The organism is Burkholderia sp. SRS-W-2-2016 (assembly GCF_001931485.1).
Lineage (GTDB): Bacteria > Pseudomonadota > Gammaproteobacteria > Burkholderiales > Burkholderiaceae > Paraburkholderia.
In genome coordinates, this window is sequence record NZ_MSDV01000014.1 from 1 (window position 1) to 19453 (window position 19453).

Annotated in this window: 17 protein-coding genes and 1 tRNA gene; 8 read left to right on the top strand and 10 right to left on the bottom strand. The window is 64.8% G+C overall.

Translation table 11 applies throughout. The features are described 5' to 3' along the window. Positions 1 to 176 precede the first annotated feature (176 nt). Together BTH42_RS04420 and BTH42_RS04425 are read left to right on the top strand one after the other, a co-directional pair. On the top strand, positions 177 to 398 hold the full coding sequence (locus tag BTH42_RS04420; protein ID WP_075296177.1) for a hypothetical protein: 222 nt from the start codon (positions 177 to 179) through the stop codon (positions 396 to 398). A 170-nt stretch (positions 399 to 568) separates the two neighbouring features. After that, positions 569 to 1276, top strand: a complete 708-nt coding sequence (locus tag BTH42_RS04425) for a glutathione S-transferase C-terminal domain-containing protein (RefSeq protein WP_075296179.1) — start codon at positions 569 to 571, stop codon at positions 1274 to 1276. A gap of 185 nt (positions 1277 to 1461) precedes the next feature. Here BTH42_RS04425 and BTH42_RS04430 read toward each other — a convergent pair whose 3' ends face one another. From BTH42_RS04430 to BTH42_RS04445, 4 genes are all read right to left on the bottom strand, one after another. Continuing rightward, positions 1462 to 1896, bottom strand: coding sequence for a DNA-binding transcriptional regulator (locus BTH42_RS04430; RefSeq protein ID WP_075296181.1), 435 nt, complete (start codon positions 1894 to 1896; stop codon positions 1462 to 1464). A gap of 9 nt (positions 1897 to 1905) precedes the next feature. Continuing rightward, positions 1906 to 2169: a DUF4258 domain-containing protein gene (locus BTH42_RS04435; RefSeq protein ID WP_256701775.1), complete on the bottom strand. Its 264-nt coding sequence runs from the start codon at positions 2167 to 2169 to the stop codon at positions 1906 to 1908. 225 nt (positions 2170 to 2394) lie between these two features. Next, a tRNA-Arg gene (locus BTH42_RS04440) sits at positions 2395 to 2469 on the bottom strand. 240 nt (positions 2470 to 2709) lie between these two features. After that, the gene (locus tag BTH42_RS04445) at positions 2710 to 2901 is read right to left on the bottom strand and encodes a rubredoxin (RefSeq protein ID WP_075296315.1); all 192 of its coding nucleotides are present in this window, start codon (positions 2899 to 2901) and stop codon (positions 2710 to 2712) included. Positions 2902 to 3208: 307 nt separating this feature from the next. On the opposite strand from BTH42_RS04445, the gene BTH42_RS04450 reads away from it, so the two are divergent. The 6 genes from BTH42_RS04450 to BTH42_RS04470 all read left to right on the top strand — a co-directional run bounded on the left by BTH42_RS04450 (position 3209) and on the right by BTH42_RS04470 (position 11434). Continuing rightward, on the top strand, positions 3209 to 3610 hold the full coding sequence (locus BTH42_RS04450; protein WP_075296186.1) for a DUF4399 domain-containing protein: 402 nt from the start codon (positions 3209 to 3211) through the stop codon (positions 3608 to 3610). A gap of 244 nt (positions 3611 to 3854) precedes the next feature. Further along, positions 3855 to 5789 carry an ATP-binding cassette domain-containing protein gene (locus BTH42_RS04455; RefSeq protein ID WP_075296188.1) on the top strand — a complete coding sequence of 645 codons (1935 nt, stop codon included), beginning with the start codon at positions 3855 to 3857 and terminating at the stop codon, positions 5787 to 5789. Positions 5790 to 6325: 536 nt separating this feature from the next. Further along, the gene (locus tag BTH42_RS04460) at positions 6326 to 8311 is read left to right on the top strand and encodes a DNA topoisomerase IV subunit B (protein ID WP_075296190.1); all 1986 of its coding nucleotides are present in this window, start codon (positions 6326 to 6328) and stop codon (positions 8309 to 8311) included. Between the two features lie 60 nt (positions 8312 to 8371). Further along, positions 8372 to 10693 carry a DNA topoisomerase IV subunit A gene (gene parC, locus BTH42_RS04465; protein WP_075296192.1) on the top strand — a complete coding sequence of 774 codons (2322 nt, stop codon included), beginning with the start codon at positions 8372 to 8374 and terminating at the stop codon, positions 10691 to 10693. A gap of 17 nt (positions 10694 to 10710) precedes the next feature. Then, positions 10711 to 10872 carry a hypothetical protein gene (locus BTH42_RS35350; RefSeq protein ID WP_178392118.1) on the top strand — a complete coding sequence of 54 codons (162 nt, stop codon included), beginning with the start codon at positions 10711 to 10713 and terminating at the stop codon, positions 10870 to 10872. A 103-nt stretch (positions 10873 to 10975) separates the two neighbouring features. Continuing rightward, positions 10976 to 11434, top strand: a complete 459-nt coding sequence (locus tag BTH42_RS04470; protein WP_075296194.1) for a CopD family protein — start codon at positions 10976 to 10978, stop codon at positions 11432 to 11434. Positions 11435 to 11496: 62 nt separating this feature from the next. Here the strand turns inward: BTH42_RS04470 and BTH42_RS04475 are convergent, their stop codons facing one another. From BTH42_RS04475 to BTH42_RS04500, 6 genes are all read right to left on the bottom strand, one after another. Beyond that, positions 11497 to 12705, bottom strand: coding sequence for a chromate transporter (locus BTH42_RS04475; RefSeq protein WP_075296196.1), 1209 nt, complete (start codon positions 12703 to 12705; stop codon positions 11497 to 11499). Positions 12706 to 12742: 37 nt separating this feature from the next. After that, on the bottom strand, positions 12743 to 15097 hold the full coding sequence (locus BTH42_RS04480) for an EAL domain-containing protein (RefSeq protein WP_075296198.1): 2355 nt from the start codon (positions 15095 to 15097) through the stop codon (positions 12743 to 12745). Positions 15098 to 15582: 485 nt separating this feature from the next. Next, the gene (locus tag BTH42_RS04485) at positions 15583 to 16491 is read right to left on the bottom strand and encodes a PhzF family phenazine biosynthesis protein (RefSeq protein WP_075296209.1); all 909 of its coding nucleotides are present in this window, start codon (positions 16489 to 16491) and stop codon (positions 15583 to 15585) included. A gap of 223 nt (positions 16492 to 16714) precedes the next feature. Beyond that, the gene (locus BTH42_RS04490) at positions 16715 to 17179 is read right to left on the bottom strand and encodes a RidA family protein (protein ID WP_075296211.1); all 465 of its coding nucleotides are present in this window, start codon (positions 17177 to 17179) and stop codon (positions 16715 to 16717) included. A 104-nt stretch (positions 17180 to 17283) separates the two neighbouring features. After that, positions 17284 to 18480 (bottom strand): PLP-dependent aminotransferase family protein, encoded by a 1197-nt coding sequence (locus tag BTH42_RS04495; protein WP_075296213.1) that lies wholly within the window; start codon positions 18478 to 18480, stop codon positions 17284 to 17286. Positions 18481 to 18584: 104 nt separating this feature from the next. Beyond that, complete coding sequence (locus tag BTH42_RS04500) at positions 18585 to 19277, bottom strand: VOC family protein (RefSeq protein WP_075296215.1); 693 nt, start codon at positions 19275 to 19277, stop codon at positions 18585 to 18587. Positions 19278 to 19453 lie beyond the last annotated feature (176 nt).

Genomic DNA, 19453 nt, shown 5'->3' on the forward strand with positions numbered 1-19453 from the left:
GTGGTGGGGCGGCGTGTTGGGCGGGTTGGCGCGACGCGTTCCGTACCACAGTGTGGGTCGCGCTCGCGGCGTGCCGGCGAACGGCCTGGGAGTAACCCGTGATCGCGCGAAAGGCCGTTTCGCGCGCGGTGCGACGCATTTAGACTGGGCGCAATCCCACCAGGAGAAAAGCGCCAATGACACCCGAAAAAATACTTTCGATGTTCGAACGGCAGTACCTGGAAGGCAAGACACCGCCCGATCTCGAAGCGACGTGCGCGGGTTTCGCGACGTGGCTGTCGACCGCGTGGGAGTTGCTCGACGGCAACGAGAAGACATTGTTGCTGACGGTCGGCGCGTCGCTGTGGCGCGAGGATTTCAACCTGCGCGCGGGGACCGCGACCAAGGATTTGTGGTGAGACTCATGGTGCGATGGTGCGCGTGAGCCGGGGGCCGTGACTCACGTCTGGCGGGCCAACGCGGCGGCGCGGGCGTGGTCGAGGGTTTCGCGTGGTCGCGCACGCGCTGAGCCGAGTCGGTTTATATTGGGCGCCTCTTGCAATTTCTCTCGCCGAGGCGACCTGTACCCATGACCGATCTGTCCGCATTCCCGATCACGAAAAAATGGCCGGCCGAGCATCCGGAGCGCATCCAGCTTTATTCGCTGCCGACGCCGAACGGCGTCAAAGTTTCGATCATGCTCGAGGAAACCGGCCTCGCGTACGAACCGCATCTGGTGCGTTTCGATACCAACGATCAGATGACGCCCGAGTTTCTGTCGCTGAGCCCGAACAACAAGATTCCCGCGATCCTCGATCCGAACGGTCCGGACGGCAAGCCGCTGCCGCTGTTCGAGTCGGGCGCGATCCTGATCTATCTCGCCGATAAAAGCGGTCAGCTGATTCCGCGCGATACCGCCGGTCGCTACGAAACGATCCAGTGGGTGATGTTCCAGATGGGCGGGATCGGGCCGATGTTCGGTCAGGTCGGCTTCTTCCATAAATTCGCCGGCAAGGAGTATGAGGACAAGCGGCCGCGCGATCGCTACGTCGCCGAATCTAAGCGGCTGCTCGGCGTGCTCGAACAGCGCCTCGCGGGACGCGCGTGGGTGATGGGCGATCAGTACACGATCGCGGATATCTCGATTTTTCCGTGGGTGCGCAATCTGATCGGTTTCTACGAAGCGGGGGAGCTGGTCGGGATTCAGGACTTCCCGAACGTGCAGCGCGTGCTGGCGGCGTTCGTCGCGCGGCCGGCGGTGGCGCGGGGGTTGGATATTCCGAAGCGGCCGGGGTGATTGGGTGATGGTGCGCGCTTTGGTAGTCGCGCGCTGATTGATGATTGCTGATCGCTGATTGAAGCAAAAAGCCCCGCGGTGTGATGCCTGCGGGGCTTTTCTTTATCCAGGTGATCCAGGCAGCACGAGTAATCCGCCGGTTCTGCCACTGGGTTCTGAAATGGTGTGCCGTGCGGCTCGTGGGGTCAGGCTGCCTTCGGAAGCCAACCGGCCTCCGTATTCTGAAAGACGAGTTTCTCGTCGACTTTCCGATCCAGATTGGCGACGCGCTCGATCATGTCCTTGAGCCTGACGTTGCCGTCGATGGCCTCCAGATAAAGCGCGCGAAACATCCGGTCGGCGGTTTTCGGGATTTTGCCTTTCCTTTCCCATAGCGCAACCGTCTGTTCGGTCGTGCCGAGCAGATCGGCGAGCCGATGCTGGGACAGGTCCAGTTCCTTGCGAAGGAAGCGGAACTCGGCGCCGGTCAGCTGATTCTTGCATGCGAGCTTGCGGCCGATCGCGCGATGCAGGCCGTCCGCGTCTTCAATCGATACCGCTTCGCCGTAGCTGGTTTTTCGTACGTGGTAGCCGTTTGCCAGCCACACGTTTTGCAGCCCTGTTTCTGTGTAGTGGTACATGGCTTCTCCTTAAAACACCGTGATGATGACGATCCAGTTGCCGTGATCGTCACGTTCTAACGCCGCAGCCACTGAGACGTCGTCGCCGGCATGGCGCCAGGTTAGTGTGCATTGCCAGTTGCCGTGCAGGTTCAGGTGCGCCGGTTCGGATACGGCGCCGCGCCGAAGGCAGCTGTACACCTGAGTCGGCGTGATCTTGCGTTCTCGCATCCGCTGTTTGGCATGCTTGCGGAAGAAGACTCGAGCCGTGTCGGCGGCGGCTTCACGGATCAACCTTTGGAGGTTGGCGTCGTTTAGCTTGAGCAGGGGTGGGCTTGACTGGCATACCCATAATTATTATGGGTTGTGTCGGGGAAGGCAAGCGTGGCGGGCATGTGGTGTGGCAGTCGGACGCTGCATCGCCTGGAGACGGAGATCGGCACTCGATAAGCAAAAAGCCCCGCAGCGCGACGCATACGGGGCTTTTCTGAGCAATCTGGGAGTAGCTGGGAAGCTATCTGGTCCCCCTGACAGGAATCGAACCTGTATCTAGCGCTTAGGAGGCACTTGTTCTATCCATTGAACTACAGGGAGTGGACCGGGCTGACTGGAATCCGCGAGGACTGTTTAAGCCCGGATCCGCCAGCGAGCGCAGAGTATATCAAACCCTCCCAAGCAAAAGGAGGACCAAAAATAGCCGCGCACCAAGCCCCGTGCGTCAATCGTCCCAACCGGCCGCACAAAACCAAACGGCCCGGCAAACATCGTCTGCCGGGCCGCCGCAAATCACAGGCCTATCTAACTACCTAACGAGCGCTGCGCAAAATCCGAGTCTCAGAACTCCACCACCGCAAACTCCGCCTTACCCACATCGCACAGCGGGCAGCGCCAGTCTTCCGGGATAGCGGCGAAGCGCGTACCCGGCGCGATGCCTTCTTCGGGCAGGCCTTCTTCCTCGTTGTAGATCCAGCCGCAAATCAGGCAGACCCAGCTCTTGTATTCGGTCACATCGATTACTTCACTCACGACAAACACTCTCTCATTCAATGCAATAGCCGACTGGTCTGCCCCCTTTTGGGGCAAGCGGCAACCCGCAATGTTACCGGAATTTGTCAAACCGGCCGCGAAGTCCGGATGCGGCGCTGCTAGTCTGTCAGGGAGCATCCCCCAGGCCGCTTCGACAAGCCGTGTCACGCACAGCGTGTATGCTTGATCCGCAGCGCTTTCGTTAGACGAAGCCCGCCGCGCACACACCCGCTTTCGCGACGCTCGATCCCGATCGAATGCGCGAGCAGCGTCGAGCGGCAGGCTCGAGTTCCCAAAGGAGAAAACGATGTTCAAGAACAAATGGTTGGCCGGTATCGCTGCGGCGGGACTGATCGCCGTGTCGGGTGCGGCCCAGGCCGCGAGCGTGTCCTTCGTGCAGCCGGCCGACGGCGCGACCGTCAGCAATCCGGTGCACGTCGTGTTCGCCGTCGACGGCGCGAAGATCGCGCCCGCCGGCACGATGACCGACGGCACCGGGCACCATCATCTGCTGATCGACGGCAAGCCGCTGCCGAAGGGCGAGGTGATCCCCGCGAACGACAAGGCGCTGCACTTCGGCAAGGGCCAAACCGAAACCGATCTGACGCTGCCGCCGGGCGACCACACGCTGACGCTGCAATTCGGCGACGGCGCGCATCGCTCGTACGGGCCGGAGATGAGCAAGACGATCACGGTCCACGTGAAGTGAGATAGCGGCTGTTCTGTCAAACGTGGGCGCGCGCAGATCGATTGCGCCGCCCGCGTCGTGCGCTCAACAAGCGCGATCGGGCCGCCGCCCGCCTGAATTCCCCGTGCTCCTCAAAGCGCCGAGCCTTCCGCCGCAACCCTGCAACGCGCTGGGCCTTCCCGCCGCCGCCCGCAAACCCCCAAGCCTCCCGCCTCCCGCCCGGTACAATAAGCAGTTCCGACCCATCGCTGCTTTTCCCATTCCCATGTCGCTTTACACCATTACCGGAGCGCAGCTCGCGTTCGGTCACGTCGCGTTGCTCGACCACGCGGATTTCTCGCTCGAAGCGGGCGAGCGCGTCGGGTTGATCGGGCGCAACGGCGCGGGCAAGTCGTCGCTGCTGAAGATCGTCGCCGACCTCGCCAAGCCCGACGACGCGCTGATCAGCCGCCAGCAGAACCTCACCACCGTCTACGTGCCACAGGAGCCCGAGTTCAATCCGGACGACACCGTGTTCGACGCGGTCGCCGCCGGCCTGACTCACGCGCGCGCGCTGCTCGACGAATACGACGTGGTCGCCCATCAGCTCGCCGACACGCCCGAGGGCGCGGAGCACGACGCGCTGCTGGCGCGCATGAACACGCTGCAATCGTCGCTCGATGCGGCCGACGCGTGGAACTGGAGCACCCGCGTCGCGACCACGCTGCAGCAGATCGGCCTGAACGGCGAGGCGCGCGTCGGTTCGCTGTCCGGCGGGATGCAAAAGCGCGCGGCGCTCGCTCGCGCGCTGGTCGTGCAGCCCGACGTGCTGCTGCTCGACGAGCCGACCAACCACCTCGACTTCGACGGCATCCGCTGGCTCGAAGATCTGCTGGTGTCGCTGCGCGCCGGCCTGCTGTTCATCACCCACGACCGCGCGTTTCTCGACCGCGTCGCGACGCGCATCGTCGAACTCGATCGCGGGCGGCTGTTGTCGTACCCGGGCAATTTCTCCGCGTATCAAACCCGCAAGGCGCAGCAGCTCGAAGTCGAGCGGATCGAAAACGACAAGTTCGACAAGCTGCTCGCACAGGAAGAAGTGTGGATCCGCAAGGGCGTCGAGGCGCGCCGCACGCGCAGCGTCGGCCGTATCGCGCGCCTCGTGCAGATGCGTAACGAGCGCGCCGAGCGCCGCAACGTGCAGGGCAACGTGAAGCTCGACGTCGGCCAGGGCGAGAAGTCCGGCAAGATCGTCGCGGAACTCACCGACGTGACCAAGCGCTACGCCGCCCGCACGGTGGTCGACAATTTCACCGCGACGGTGATGCGCGGCGACAAGATCGGCTTCATCGGGCCGAACGGCGCGGGCAAGACCACGCTGCTCAAGCTGATCCTCGGCGAACTCGCGCCCGACGAAGGCAACGTGCGCGTCGGCACCAACCTGCAGGTCGCGTACTTCGATCAGATGCGCGCGCAGCTCGATCTGGAAAAGAGTCTCGCGGACACGATCAGCCCCGGCAGCGAATGGGTCGAAGTCAACGGCCAGAAGAAGCACGTGATGAGCTATCTCGGCGACTTCCTGTTCGCGCCGGAACGCGCGCGTTCGCCGGTCAAGTCGCTGTCGGGCGGCGAGCGTAATCGCCTGTTGCTCGCGCGTCTGTTCGCGCGCCCGGCCAACGTGCTGGTGCTCGACGAGCCGACCAACGACCTCGACATTCCGACGCTCGAACTGCTCGAAGAACTGCTGATCGAGTACGACGGCACCGTGCTGCTGGTCAGCCACGACCGCGCGTTTCTCGACAACGTGGTGACGTCGGTGATCGCTTCGGAGGGTGGCGGCAAGTGGCGCGAATATGTCGGCGGCTTCAGCGACTGGCAGACCCAGCGCGAGCGCTCGGAGCAACTCGCGCTGGAAGCGCAGAAGGGCGCGAACAAGGAAGCTCCGAAAGAGGCCGCGTCGAAGGACAACGCCGGCGGCCGCAATGCGCAGCGCAGCGTCAAGCTGTCGTTCAAGGAGCAGCGCGAGCTGGAGGCGCTGCCGCAGAAAATCGCCGAACTCGAGACCGAGCAGAAAGCGATCGGCGCGCAGCTCGAAGACGGTTCGGTGTTCTCGCGCGATGCACGCGAGGGCGCGCGGCTGACCGAGCGTTATGCGGAAATCGACGAAGAACTGATGCTCGCGCTCGAGCGTTGGGACGAGCTGGAAAATCGCGTCAAGTAATGAGCGGGTAACGCGGCGGCGCGCAAGCGTCATCTGACGCGGCTTCAATTGCACGAATAGTCCGGCCAGCACAAACAGAAACATAAAAGCAGAAACGGCAAAGCGCAGCCGCGCATCGATCTCATCAAGTCTCACCGCGCCTCACCGCGCCGCGCATCGAAAGCGCGCACGTTCGTGCGGATTCACCGGCCCACCTGGCCGGACGGCACATCGCGCGGATCGCCCATAACCGTCACGGCGCGGTGTAATCGCCCGCTTTCCCTTGTCCAGCCGGCCAATTGCGACCGATGTCAATTGCCGCCGTGATCTAAATCAGTACAATACCCCGCGAACAAGCTCCCCCAGCGCTCTGCGCGGCCGCGTCCCGCAGTTGAGCACGCGTGAGGGGAGCCGCGCGACAAAACAGCTTGCCCGCAGCGCGGGCACCCCACCTAACTCTGTTGTTTCGTTTCGCTTTTTTTGAAAACTCAACGCCTTGTCCACGGACCTGTCCACAGGACCTGTGGACAACGATGAACCGACGCACCGAGTCAATCATGTCTACGAAAAAGCCAAACGCCGCGTATAGCGAAGCGTCGATCAAGGTGTTGAAGGGTCTGGAGCCGGTCAAGCAACGACCCGGCATGTACACCCGCACCGAGAATCCGCTGCACATCATTCAGGAAGTCATCGACAACGCGTCGGACGAAGCCCTCGGCGGCTACGGCCGGCAAATCACCGTCACGTTGCACGCGGACCATTCGGTCTCGGTCGAGGACGACGGTCGCGGCATCCCGTTCGGCATGCACCCCGAAGAGGGCGTGCCGGTCGTCGAAATCGTGTTCACCCGCCTGCACGCGGGCGGCAAATTCGACAAGGCCGCCGGCGGCGCGTACACGTTCTCCGGCGGCCTGCACGGCGTCGGCGTGTCGGTCACCAACGCACTGTCCACCCGCCTCGACGTCACCGTGTGGCGCGACGGCAAGATCGCCGAACTGAGCTTTGCTCACGGCGACGTCGCCAAGCCGCTCGAAGTGCGCGCGGCCGCCAAAGGCGACAAGAAATCCGGCACGCGCGTGACCGCGTGGGCCGATCCGAAATATTTCGATTCGCCGAACCTGCCGCTCGGCGAACTGCAACGTCTGCTGCGCTCGAAAGCGGTGCTGCTGCCGGGCGTCGAAGTCACGCTCGTCAACGAGAAAACCGGCGAACAGCAAAGCTGGAAATACGAAGACGGTCTGCGCGGCTACCTGCTCGAAGGGATGAACGGCAGCGACCTGCTGATCCCGTTGTTCGAAGGCGAGCGCTACGCGGAAAGCTCGCGTTCGAGCGAAGAGACCTTCGCCGAGGGCGAGGGCGCCGCATGGGTCGTCGCGTGGAGCGAGGAAGGTCCGCTCACGCGCGAGTCGTACGTGAACCTGATTCCGACGCCCGCGGGCGGCACCCACGAATCGGGTCTGCGCGACGGTCTGTTCCAGGCGGTCAAGAGCTTCGTCGAGTTGCACAACCTGCAGCCGAAGGGCGTCAAGCTGCTCGCCGAAGACGTGTTCGCGCGGGTGTCGTTCGTGCTGTCCGCGAAGGTGCTCGATCCGCAGTTCCAAGGCCAGATCAAGGAGCGTCTGAATAGCCGCGACGCGGTCAAGCTGGTGTCGTCGTTCTCGCGCCCGGCGCTGGAACTGTGGCTGAACCAGCACGTCGAGCACGGCAAGAAGCTCGCCGATCTGGTGATCAAGCAGGCGCAGGCGCGCACCCGCGCCGGCCAGAAGGTCGAGAAGCGCAAGAGCTCGGGCGTCGCGGTGCTGCCGGGCAAGCTGACCGACTGCGAATCGACGGAAATCGGCCGCAACGAACTGTTCCTCGTCGAGGGCGATTCGGCCGGCGGCTCCGCGAAGATGGGGCGCGACAAGGAGTACCAGGCAATCCTGCCGTTGCGCGGCAAGGTGCTGAACACGTGGGAAACCGAACGCGACCGCCTGTTCGCGAACAACGAGGTGCACGACATCTCGGTCGCGATCGGCGTCGATCCGCACAACCCGGACGACAAGGTCGATCTGTCGAATCTGCGCTACGGCAAGATCTGCATCCTGTCGGACGCGGACGTCGATGGTTCGCACATCCAGGTGTTGCTGCTCACGCTGTTCTTCAAACACTTCCCGCAACTGATCGAACGCGGTCACGTGTGCGTCGCGCGTCCGCCGCTGTTTCGGGTCGATGCGCCCGCGCGCGGCAAGAAGCCCGCGCAGAAGCTGTACGCGCTCGACGAAGGCGAGCTCGAAGCGATTCTCGACAAGCTGCGCAAGGACGGTGTGCGCGACAGCCAGTGGTCGATCAGCCGTTTCAAGGGCTTGGGCGAAATGAGCGCCGAGCAGCTGTGGGATACGACGATGAATCCCGACACGCGTCGCCTGCAACCGGTCGCGCTCGGCGAGCTCGACTACGACGCCACCGTCGCGCGAATGACGATGCTGATGGGCAAGGGCGAAGCGGCGTCGCGCCGCAGCTGGCTCGAAGAAAAGGGCAACGAAGTGGAAGCGGATATCTGAGCGCGACACGCGCGCCATACCGCGGATCGACTTCAAGCCAAACACGGATACGGAATCTAGATGGACGACGATAACTCTCTCGACCTTTTCAACGAGCCGCCGCCGGACAGCGACGTGCTGACGCTCGGCAACTACGCGGAGCGCGCGTACCTCGAGTACGCGGTCAGCGTGGTCAAGGGCCGCGCGCTGCCGGACGTGTGCGACGGCCAGAAGCCGGTGCAACGCCGCATCCTGTTCGCGATGAACGAGATGGGTCTCGGCGACAACGCGAAGCCGGTCAAGTCGGCGCGCGTGGTCGGCGACGTGCTCGGTAAATACCACCCGCACGGCGACCAGTCCGCGTACGACGCACTCGTGCGTCTCGCGCAGGACTTTTCGATGCGCTATCCGCTGATCGACGGCCAGGGCAACTTCGGCTCGCGCGACGGCGACGGCGCGGCGGCGATGCGTTACACGGAAGCGCGTCTGACGCCGATCGCGAAACTGCTGCTCGCCGAAATCGACCAGGGCACGGTCGACTTCATGGCCAACTACGACGGCTCGTTCGAGGAGCCGAAGGTGCTGCCCGCGCGTCTGCCGTTCGTGCTGCTCAATGGCGCATCGGGTATCGCGGTCGGTCTCGCGACGGAAATCCCGTCGCACAACCTGCGCGAAGTCGCGAGCGCGGCGGTCGCGCTGATTCGCAATCCGAAGCTGTCGCACGCGGAACTGATGCAGCTGGTGCCGGGCCCGGACTTCCCGGGCGGCGGCCAGATCATTTCGAGCGAAGCGGAAATCGCCGCCGCGTACGAGTCCGGCCGCGGCAGCCTGAAGGTGCGCGCGCGGTGGAAGATCGAAGAACTCGCGCGCGGCCAGTGGCAACTGGTGATCACCGAACTGCCGCCGAACACGGCCGCGCAGAAGGTGCTCGAAGAGATCGAAGAGCAGACCAACCCGAAGATCAAGCTCGGCAAGAAGACGCTCACACCCGAACAGTTGCAGACCAAGCAGACGCTGCTCGCGCTGGTCGACGCGGTGCGCGACGAGTCCGGCAAGGATGCGCCGGTGCGCCTCGTGTTCGAGCCGAAGTCGAGCCGCATCGATCAGACCGAGTTCGTCAACACGCTGCTCGCGCATACCAGCCTCGAATCGAACGCGCCGCTGAACATGGTGATGGTCGGCGGCGACGGCCGGCCGCGTCAGAAGGGGCTCGGCGAAATCCTCAGCGAGTGGATCGCGTTCCGTTTCGCGACGGTTACGCGGCGCACGCGGCATCGGCTGTCGAAGGTCGACGACCGGATCCATATTCTCGAAGGCCGGATGATCGTCTTCCTGAATATCGACGAGGTGATCCGCATCATCCGCGAATCGGACGAGCCGAAGGTCGCGCTGATGGCCGCGTTCGGGCTGTCCGACCGCCAGGCCGAAGATATTCTGGAAATCCGTCTGCGTCAGTTGGCGCGACTGGAAAAGATCAAGATCGAGAAGGAACTGGCCGAGCTGCGCGACGAGAAGGCGAAGCTCGAAGAACTGCTCGGCAGCGAATCGTCGATGAAGCGCCTGCTGATCAAGGAAATCGACGCCGACGCGAAGCAGTACGGCGACGAGCGCCGCACGCTGATCCAGCAGGAAAAGCGCGCGACCTTCGAAGCGCGCGTGGTCGACGAACCGGTCACGGTGGTGGTGTCGCAGAAGGGCTGGGTGCGCGCGTTGAAGGGCCACGGGCTCGACACCGCGGGCTTCAGCTTCAAGGCCGGCGACGGCCTGTACGCGGCGTTCCAGTGCCGCACGCCGGACATGCTGATCGCGTGGGGCAGCAACGGCCGCGTCTATTCGGTCGCGGTCGCGACGCTGCCGGGCGGCCGCGGCGACGGCGTGCCGGTCACCTCGCTGATCGAACTCGAATCGGGCAGCCATCTGATGCATTACTACGCGGCGTCGGCGGACCAGGCGCTGCTGCTCGCATCGAGCAACGGCTTCGGCTTTATCGCGAAGGTCGGCGACATGGTCAGCCGCGTGAAGGCCGGCAAGTCGTTCATGACGATCGACGCGGGCGCCGCGCCGCTCGCGCCGATGCCGATGCTGCCGGATGCCGCGCAGATCGCGTGTCTGTCCTCGGGTGGGCGTCTACTGGTGTTCGGCCTCGACGAGATGAAGACCTTGTCGGGCGGCGGCCGCGGCGTCACGCTGATGGCCCTCGACGACAACGAGACGCTCGCGCAGGCGCTCGCGATCAACGCAGCCGGTCTGATGCTGATCGGCACGCGTCGCGGCGGCCGCGTCGACGAAGAGAAGCTGAGCGGTGCCGCGCTCGCCGCGCATGTCGGCAAACGTGCCCGCAAGGGCCGCGCGCCCGACAGCAAGATGAAGCTCGACGGCATGCGGCCGGTACTGCCGGCATGACCGCGGCTTAACAAAGTTTGACGCTGGAAAACGGTGCGCGCCTGCTAGCATGCGGGGCGCTCGCCGGTTGTCGCAAAAAAGACCGTCGCGAAAGGGTGGTGGCAACAACGGTGCGCGACGGCAACGCGGCCGGCAACATGGGCCGCGATCAGAAAGACAAAAATACGACGCAATACTGATGGATACTCGGAACTGCATGCATCGCGCATGGTCGAATGCGCTCAGTAGCCGCTGGCAAGATCAAGTGTCCTAAACGGTAACGCGTCACGAGAGGAAAACTATATGGGCAAGGCCATCGAAGTCGCGATTTTTCTGCATCTGCTCGGGGTGGCGGTGTGGGTCGGCGGCATGGTGTTCGCGCATTTCTGTCTGCGCCCGGCGCTCGGCGATCTGTCGCCGCAGCTGCGGCTGCCGCTGTGGGAGTCGGTGTTCGGCCGCTTCTTCAACTGGGTCGGCGCGTCGGTGCTGGTGATCCTGATCAGCGGCGGCTTTCTGCTAATGCAATTCGGCGGCGGCCACGCGAGCTGGCCGATGCACGCGATGGCCGGCCTCGGCATCGTGATGATGCTGATCTTCGGGCATATCCGTTTCGCGGTATTTCCGCGTATCCGCCGCGCGGTGCAGGCGCAGAAATGGCCGGACGGCGCGCGGGCGGTCGGCACGATTCGTCGTCTGGTGCTGATCAATCTGGTGCTCGGCGTCGTGACGATCGGCGTCGCGGTCCTGTCGCGCGGGTTCTGATCTCTCTCTAGCTTTTCAGCAAACGGCTTGCGGACCTCGGCGAACTCGAGGTCCGCAACGCATCACCCGGCCGCGTGATACGCGAGCCACACGCCGCACACCACGGCCACCGTCCCATACACGACGTACACCGGCACCTTCAGCCTCGCGAAGCACAGCGCGGAGAAGAGCGCGGTCAGCAGATAGACCGGCTCCAGCGGCACATGCGCAGCAATCTTCAGCACGGCCACCGCGAGAAACGCGGTCGTGACCGCGCGCAAAATCCTCATCCCATGCTCGAAGCGCGGATTCGCCTTCAACCGGTGCAGATGCCGCTGTGCGAGCACCACGAGGGCGCCCGACGGCACGAATAGCGCGAGCGTCGCGATCAGCGCGCCGGCCCAGCCATCGATCAGATAGCCGAAGAACGGCACCACGTTGAGCAGCGGTCCGGGCGACAGCGGCGATAGCGAAAACGCGAGCGTGAAGTCGTTGTCCGATACGCCGATCGCCGGCGTGACGAATAGCGTCTTCAGAACAGGCAACGCGGAGAAGCCGCCGCCGAACAGCGTCATGCCGGCGCCGGCGAGGCGCGGCCACAGCAGCGCGAGTTCATAACGAGGCGGCAGCGGCAACGCGAATAACAGGAGCAATACCGCGAGCGCGGCCAGCAGCCGGTAGTCGCCGGGTGCGAGCGAGACCTTCAGCCGCGTAGCGCGCTCCGGGCTCGCGAACCAGCCGGCGCCGAACGACGCGCCGAGCATCACCACATAGGCCGCCGCGCTGTGCGCGAAGAACAGCGCGATGCAGCCGAGCAGCGCCGCGCTCCCTTCGAGCTTGCCGCGCACCAGCGCGCGGGTCTGCTTGTACCAGGTCACCGCGATCAATGTGGCGAGCACGACGCTGAAGTGATGCAGCAGCGTTTGCGACGCGACCGCATGCACGAGCGGCGTGCGGTAGAAGATTGCGAACAGGGTCATCAGCGTGAAGAAGGGCAGCACGCTCGCGACCCCGGCGACCCATGCGCCGGCGCGGCCGCGCAGCGCATGGCCGAGCTGCACCGCGACGTTGCAGCCGACCGGCCCCGGCACCATCCACGCCAACGCGATCAGATCGGAGAACGCGACCCGCGACAGCCGGCCTTCGCGTTCGACATAGTGATGCTCGAGTTGCGCCATCAGCGCAAGGCCGCCCCACGACAGCGCGGACAGCCCGAGCACGACCCGGAACAGCGTCCATAGCGGTTCCCGTTGCCCACGGCTCGCAGCCTCCTCGCTCGTGATGGTCTGCATCGCGATACGCTGGCCCCGGCGCGCGGGGACCGGTCCTTTAGTTGTTGGTGCTCGACACGCTGCTGGTGTGATCGGTTTCGTGCGCGGCGCGCCGGCTGTTGACGCCGCACACGCCGAAGCGTTCGAGCAGCGCCGGGATCGCCTCGACCGGCACCGGCCGCGAGAACAGGAAGCCCTGCGCCTCGATATGGCCGAGCGCGGCCAGCCACGCGATCTGCTCCTCGGTCTCGGTGCCTTCGACCACCACCGTGAGCCCGAGCGAGCGCGCCAGATTGACGATCGCGGTGACCATCACGCACACGCTGCGGTCGCCCGGAATCGCCTGCACGAACGAGCGATCGACTTTCAGCGTATCGACCGAGAAGCGGTTCAGATACGACAGCGACGAGTAGCCGGTGCCGAAGTCGTCGAGCGCGATGCGCACGCCGAGGCGTTTCAACGCGACGATTTTTTCGGAGACGACTTCCGGATATTCCATCATCGTCGTCTCGGTGATTTCGAGTTCGAGGCGGCGCGCGGAAATGCCGGTTTCCTCGATTGCGCGCGAGATCGTCTCGAACAGATCGCCGCGCCAGAACTGCATCGCCGAAATATTGACCGCGAGCGACAGCGTGTCGTAGCCCTGCTGCTGCCACTGCGCGAGCTGACGGCACGCGGTCTCGATCACGAAGTCGCCGATCGGCACGATCAGTCCGGTCGACTCGGCGACCGGGATGAATTCGTTGGCCGGAATCAGACCGTGTTGCGGATGGTTCCAGCGCACCAGCGCCTCGAAGCCGGTAATGCAGCGGCGCGTCAGATCGATCTTCGGCTGATACGCGAGGAACAGCTGCTTTTCGGCGAGCGCGACGCGCAGCTGCTGTTCCCACTTCATCAGATGGTCCGCGCGATGCGACAGATGCGGCGAATAGAACTGATAGCAGTTCTTGCCGGCGTCCTTCGCGCTGTACATCGCGAGGTCGGCCTTCTTCAGCAGATCGATCTCGCTTTCGTTGGCGACCGAGTACAGCGCGATGCCGATGCTCGCATGCAGCACGAACGAGCTGCCGCGTACTTCGAACGGTTTCGAGAACACCTCGCCGGCGGCTTCGGCGAGCGCGACCGCGCGCTTCTCGACGTCGTCGCCCTTGATCACGACCACGAACTCGTCGCCGCCGATCCGGCTCAGCGCGCCGCCGTCGCCGACCGCGGCGGCCAGCCGCGACGCGGTCATCTGCAGCACGATGTCGCCGGCATTGTGGCCGAGCGTGTCGTTGACGGTCTTGAAGTTGTCCAGATCGATGAACAGGATCGCGAGGCGGCCGAGGTTGGCCGGTTGCGCGACGTCGTGGCGCAGCGCCTGCAGCGTCGCGTAGCGATTGCGCAGGCCGGTCAGCAGATCGTATTCGACGAGGTGCGTCATCTCGCGTTCGCGGCCGAGCAGTTTGCCGATCAGGCCGGTCGCGACCGCGAAGAAGCTCAGCATCGCGAGCGAGATGAAGCCCGCCATCAGCAGATAGACGTTGCGCGTGTGGTTGTAGTCGGCGAATTCTTCGGCCTGCGAAAGACCGACCAGCACGCCGAGCGGATAGCCGTCGATATGCCGGTACGACACGATGCGGGTGACGTCGTCGATCGAATCGACGTAGGTGCCCGACACGTGCTCCGAGGTCGGGTAGGTGCCGCTCGCGGTGAACGCGCCGTTCGCTTTGTCGGCGCTGCCGGTGCGGCGCGCGAGCACGGTGCCGTTGTCGGAGATCACCGCGATCACGCCTTCGCGGCCGATCGCGGCGTTGTTATAAAAGTCGGTCGTGAAGTAGCTCGGGTCTTCCGACACCACGACCACGCCCGCGAACGAGCCGTCCGGATGATTCAGGCGCCGCGTCATCTGCAATGTCCAGTGACCGGAGATGCGGCCGAGCACCGGCTTGCTGATGTACAGCTGGTCGTCGTTCTCGTGCTCGTGGACCTTGAAGTGCTCGCGGTCGGACAGATCGATGTGTTTCGGATTGAGTTCGGCGGTATTGGCGAGCAGCTTGCCGTGCTCGTCGATCAGCGATACCTGCACCAGCGTCTCGCTTTGCACCACGCCTTTTTCGACGGTGCTCGCGAGATCGAAATGATTCGGCGTTTTCTCGAACTCGAATTTGACGAAGCGGGTGATCTGATCGACCTGGTGAATCGCCTTGATCGTGTGCTGTTCGAGCGCCGCCGAAAGGATCGCGGAGGAGGCCATCGCCTCGCGATAGGTCGCTTCTTTTTCGACCGACAGCCGCGCGAAGATCACGGTCCACAGCAGGATCAGCACCAGCACGCCGAGCGCGGGAATGACGAGCAGCGCACGCCGGCGCGTGATCGACGGATCACGCGGCGCTCTGGCTTCACGCGGGTCGGAGAAGCGGGATTGACTCATCGGGTGGCCCGTGGCTCGGTGCGAGCGATTGGCAAACGCACGGGCATCGACTGCGCTGATTGAATGAATGGCTGCATGGTGACCAAGGTGCCAAAGCTGCTGCGCAGCAGGAGAAGGCGTGGCGCCGCGCCTGACCGTCCACAGGTCAACGGGGTATGTTTTCGATCTTACTGAATGCCACTGGATTAAGGAAGGGTCCGCGCATCGGGTATACGCTGGCGCGGCGGGCGCCCCGGCGCGTTCGACGAATAGCCGGGAGCGCTAGAGCTGGCGCGGCTGTCGCGCGCGCGGGCGTTCAATCCCGCGATGGGCACGGCACTTGCCGTCGCGCGTCGTCCGGGCGGCGCGCTCGCGCGATCCGGCGCGCATGAATTCGGAGAACCAGGTAAAACCGTAGGGCGAGCTCGCGGCGAAGTTGTGCCCGCGCGAGCGCGATACTGCGGCTTTTCGTGGTTCGAATGCGGTGCGGCGTGCAATAGCGCGCCTCAGGCGAGCCGGCAGGTCCCATCGACGATCGTCACCGTCGGGCCGCCGATCCAGATCTTGCCGCGCGCATCGTCGTAGTGGACCGACACATCGCCCGCGCGGCCCAGCACCGTGCCTTGCCGCGCGGTGTAGCGCGCGCCGGGGCGGCGTTGCTGCAGCTCCAGCAGACCCGCGAGCGCGGCGTTGGCGCTGCCCGTCACCGGGTCCTCGCCGGTGCCGAAGCCGCCGCCGGCCATCAGGCACCGGATCTCGAAGGTCGCCGGGCCATCGGCGTCGTGCGGACCGTAGACCGCGAGGCCGTGCGTGTCGACCGAATGCGCGAGTTCGGCGAGCGCGGCCGCGTCCGGTTCGAGTGCGAGGCAGGTGCGGGCCGAATCGACGCGCACGATGAGCCACGGCGCGCCGTTATCGACCGCGCAGGGCGGCGCGCTGAAATCGATCGCGCTGCTGCGCAAAGCCGTAGCGAGCGCTTCGTAACGGTCTTCACCGAGCGGCGTGACGCGCGCGGGCGGCGCGGCAAAGGCCCATGCGCGCGGTGTGCCGGCGGGCGCCGCAGCTTCTTCCAGCTCTTCGAGTTCGACGAGGCCCACGCCGCATTGCTGGATCAGCTTGCCGGCGCGCTTCGGCTGGTAGCCGCTTTCGAGCAGCGCATGCGCGGTGCCGAGCGTCGGATGACCCGCGAACGGCAACTCGCCGCCCGGCGTGAAGATGCGCACGCGATAGTCGGCGGCCGGGTCCGTCGGTTGCAGAAGAAAGGTGGTTTCGGACAGGTTGGTCCAGCGCGCGATGGCCTGCATCTGCGCGCTATCGAGCGAGTCGGCGTCGAACACGACCGCGAGCGGATTGCCTTTGAACGGCGTCGACGTAAACACGTCGACCTGTTTGAAACGGACGTTGTGAACGGGCATCGATAAGGCTCTCTCGGCTGATGCGAACGTTGGGGGAGTGCGGTGATTCTAGCCGCGAGCGGGGCCGCAAATTAAGCGCGCTTTAGGTCGTTCCGAAGCAAAACGCGCCGCCGGTGCGGAACACCGGGCGGCGCGTTTAGCGAGGTAATGCAGCGTGAATCGTGTCCGAAACCGCTGCTATGCCGGACGCATTGTTACGCCGCGGCTTGCGGCGCTCCTCAGCTTATTCGACCTCGGCGATCAACTCGATCTCGACGCACGCGCCGAGCGGAATCTGCGCGACGCCGAACGCCGAGCGCGCATGCTTGCCGCGTTCGCCGAACACGTCGGCGACGAGTTCCGACGCACCGTTGGTGACCAGATGCTGTTCGGTGAATTCGAGCGTCGAGTTGACGAGGCTCATCAGCTTGACGATGCGCGTCACGCGGTTCAGATCGCCGACGTGCGTGTGCAGCGTCGCGAGCAGATCGATCGCGATCGAACGCGCGGCGGCCTTGCCTTCGTCGGTCGTCATCGTCGCGCCGAGCTTGCCGACCCACACCTTGCCGTCCTTCTTAGCGATGTGGCCGGACAGGTACACCGTATTGCCGCTTTGCGCGCTCATCACATAGGCCGCCGCCGGCGCGCCTGCTGCCGGCAGTTCGATGCCGAGTTCCTTGAGCTTGTCGTACACATTCGCTTGAGCCATGTCGTGTCCTCGATTCGGTGAGATTGCTTTAAAACAGGCGGGGCGCACCCGGCCCGCATGCCGCGTGCCGGGGTAGCCCCGAGGTGAGCGTGATGCGCGGGCCGTTACAGCTTGGCGCGCACCAGTGCCGCGAGACGCGCGACGCCTTCGTCGATTTTAGCGGGCGGCACCGTGACGAACGACAGACGCAGCGTGTTGTGCTGCGCGTCGTTCGCGTAGAACGGACCGCCCGGCACGAACGCGACGTTCTGCGCGACCGCTTCTTCGAGCAGCTTCATGCTGTCGATCTGCGCGGGCAGATCGACCCAGATGAACATCCCGCCTTCCGGGCGGTTCCAGCTCACGCCTTCGGGCATGTAGCGCTTGAGCGAGTCGAGCATCGCTTCGCACTGGTTGCGATACAGCTCGCGGATCGTCGGCACGTGGGTGTCGAGGAAGCCGTCCTTGATCACTTCGTGAACGATGCGCTGCGTGAAGCTCGGCGTGTGCAGGTCGGTGGCCTGTTTGGCCTGCACCAGCTTGAAGATCAGCTCTTCGGGCGCAATGATGAAGCCGACTCGCAGACCCGGCGCGAGCACCTTCGAGAACGAGCCGAGATAGACGATGTGATCGGGCGCCATCGACAGCATCGTCGGCAGCGGTTCGCCCGCGTAGTCGAGCGCGCCGTACGGATCGTCCTCGATCACCGGGAACGGCGCGGTCTTCGCGAATTCGGCCAGCGCGCGGCGGCGCTCGACCGGCAGACGGCGGCCGGTCGGATTCTGGAAGTTCGGCTGCGCGTACAGGAGGCGCGCGCCCTTGGTCAGTTCCGGCTGCAGGCCTTCGGGAATCAGGCCCTTTGCATCGGTCGGCACCTGCACGTAATGCGGCTCGTACATCGAGAACGATTGCAGCGCGCCGAGGTAGGTCGGCGTTTCGACCAGCACCGGGCTATCCGGGCACACCAGCACCTTGCCGAGCAGGTCGAGCGCCTGTTGCGAGCCGGTCGTGATCAGCACCTGTGTCGCACGGATCTGCGCGCCGCCGGTCGAGTAGCGCTGCGCGATCCACTCACGCAGCGGCAGATAGCCTTCGGTCGCGCTGTATTGCAGCGCGGCGGAGGGGTTGTCGCGCAGGATGCGGTCGGCCGCTTCGCGCATGCGCTCAGCCGGGAACGTGGCCGGCGACGGCAGGCCGCCGGCAAACGAAATGACTTCGGGCCGTTCCGTTACCTTCAGGATCTCGCGGATCGCCGAGCTCGTAAGCTTGCGGGCGCGTTCGGACAATTGCCACGTCGGGGCTTTCAGATCGCTTTGGTCCATGATCTCCTCTGCTGGTATTTCTGGAACCGGTCAAAAAACGTCAATTATCGCGCGAGTCGGCATCGATTGCCGATCGGCCGGCCGATTATCGGCTCGCGCGCGGCTTATTCGAGGGTCCGCGGACCCTCGGATGTTTCGAATTCGGCGACGACCGCCGGGGCGCCGTCGGTGGGCTGCACATCGAGCAGGTGCGCGGCGCCGAGCCACTGCAACTGTTCGACGATCGCTTCGGCCTGCGGATGCACCGCCTTCAACTTCTTCAGCGCAATATCGGTCGGCTCCAGCCGTTGCGACGGATGCTGCGGCGAATCCCACTGGATCAGCGACGGCAGCACGCCGTCGCCGGCGCCTTGCCATGCGGGGAACGCGCCGTCGTCCGGCACCGTCAGCCCCCAGCGCAAGTCGCCGCGTGTCATCGGCACGACCGGCGCGATGCGCCGCGGGTACTGCGTCTGCCACGTTGCCAGTTGCTTCGGCCGTTCGACCCGCGCAACCCAATGCGACAGATACGGCCCTTTTTCGAGGCGCGCGTGCGTGGCCGGGTTGTCGAGCGCGAACAGGCGGGCTCGGGTGTTCTGGCCGTCGGCCGCCGCTTGCGGATCGATCGCGATCACCTCCAGATAGACGCCGCCCCACAGGCCCAGCAGGCGATTGTGGGTGCGCATCAGCGGATGCGCGCCGCCGCCGGCCGGCGCGACGCCGAGCCGGTCGGCGACGTACTGGACGCCCTCGTCGAGGGTGCGCGCGGAAATCACAAGGTGATCGAGACTGAGCGAGTGAGCGGTCGGGGCTGTCATGGCGAAACGACGGAAAACGCTATTTTTGCGGGAAGCCGGTGCGTATCACGCGTGCTGCCTGCGTGACGGCTGCGCTGCCGGGGCCGTAAGCATAACCGTTTGCCGGATCGGCGGGCCATGCGGATGAGGGGCGAACCGCGATCCGGCCCGCTGTGCAGCGCGTTTGCGACGTTGTT

Bases quoted from the DNA above. Each gene is read 5' to 3' on its own strand.
- BTH42_RS04495 (WP_075296213.1), bottom strand. From the start codon at position 18,480: ATGGACCAAAGCGATCTGAAAGCCCCGACGTGGCAATTGTCCGAACGC.
- BTH42_RS04475 (WP_075296196.1), bottom strand. From the start codon at position 12,705: ATGCAGACCATCACGAGCGAGGAGGCTGCGAGCCGTGGGCAACGGGAA.
- BTH42_RS04450 (WP_075296186.1), top strand. From the start codon at position 3,209: ATGTTCAAGAACAAATGGTTGGCCGGTATCGCTGCGGCGGGACTGATC.
- BTH42_RS04430 (WP_075296181.1), bottom strand. From the start codon at position 1,896: ATGTACCACTACACAGAAACAGGGCTGCAAAACGTGTGGCTGGCAAAC.
- BTH42_RS04480 (WP_075296198.1), bottom strand. From the start codon at position 15,097: ATGAGTCAATCCCGCTTCTCCGACCCGCGTGAAGCCAGAGCGCCGCGT.
- BTH42_RS04425 (WP_075296179.1), top strand. From the start codon at position 569: ATGACCGATCTGTCCGCATTCCCGATCACGAAAAAATGGCCGGCCGAG.
- BTH42_RS04455 (WP_075296188.1), top strand. From the start codon at position 3,855: ATGTCGCTTTACACCATTACCGGAGCGCAGCTCGCGTTCGGTCACGTC.
- BTH42_RS04500 (WP_075296215.1), bottom strand. From the start codon at position 19,277: ATGACAGCCCCGACCGCTCACTCGCTCAGTCTCGATCACCTTGTGATT.
- BTH42_RS04460 (WP_075296190.1), top strand. From the start codon at position 6,326: ATGTCTACGAAAAAGCCAAACGCCGCGTATAGCGAAGCGTCGATCAAG.
- BTH42_RS04485 (WP_075296209.1), bottom strand. From the start codon at position 16,491: ATGCCCGTTCACAACGTCCGTTTCAAACAGGTCGACGTGTTTACGTCG.
- parC (WP_075296192.1), top strand. From the start codon at position 8,372: ATGGACGACGATAACTCTCTCGACCTTTTCAACGAGCCGCCGCCGGAC.
- BTH42_RS04490 (WP_075296211.1), bottom strand. From the start codon at position 17,179: ATGGCTCAAGCGAATGTGTACGACAAGCTCAAGGAACTCGGCATCGAA.
- BTH42_RS04420 (WP_075296177.1), top strand. From the start codon at position 177: ATGACACCCGAAAAAATACTTTCGATGTTCGAACGGCAGTACCTGGAA.
- BTH42_RS04470 (WP_075296194.1), top strand. From the start codon at position 10,976: ATGGGCAAGGCCATCGAAGTCGCGATTTTTCTGCATCTGCTCGGGGTG.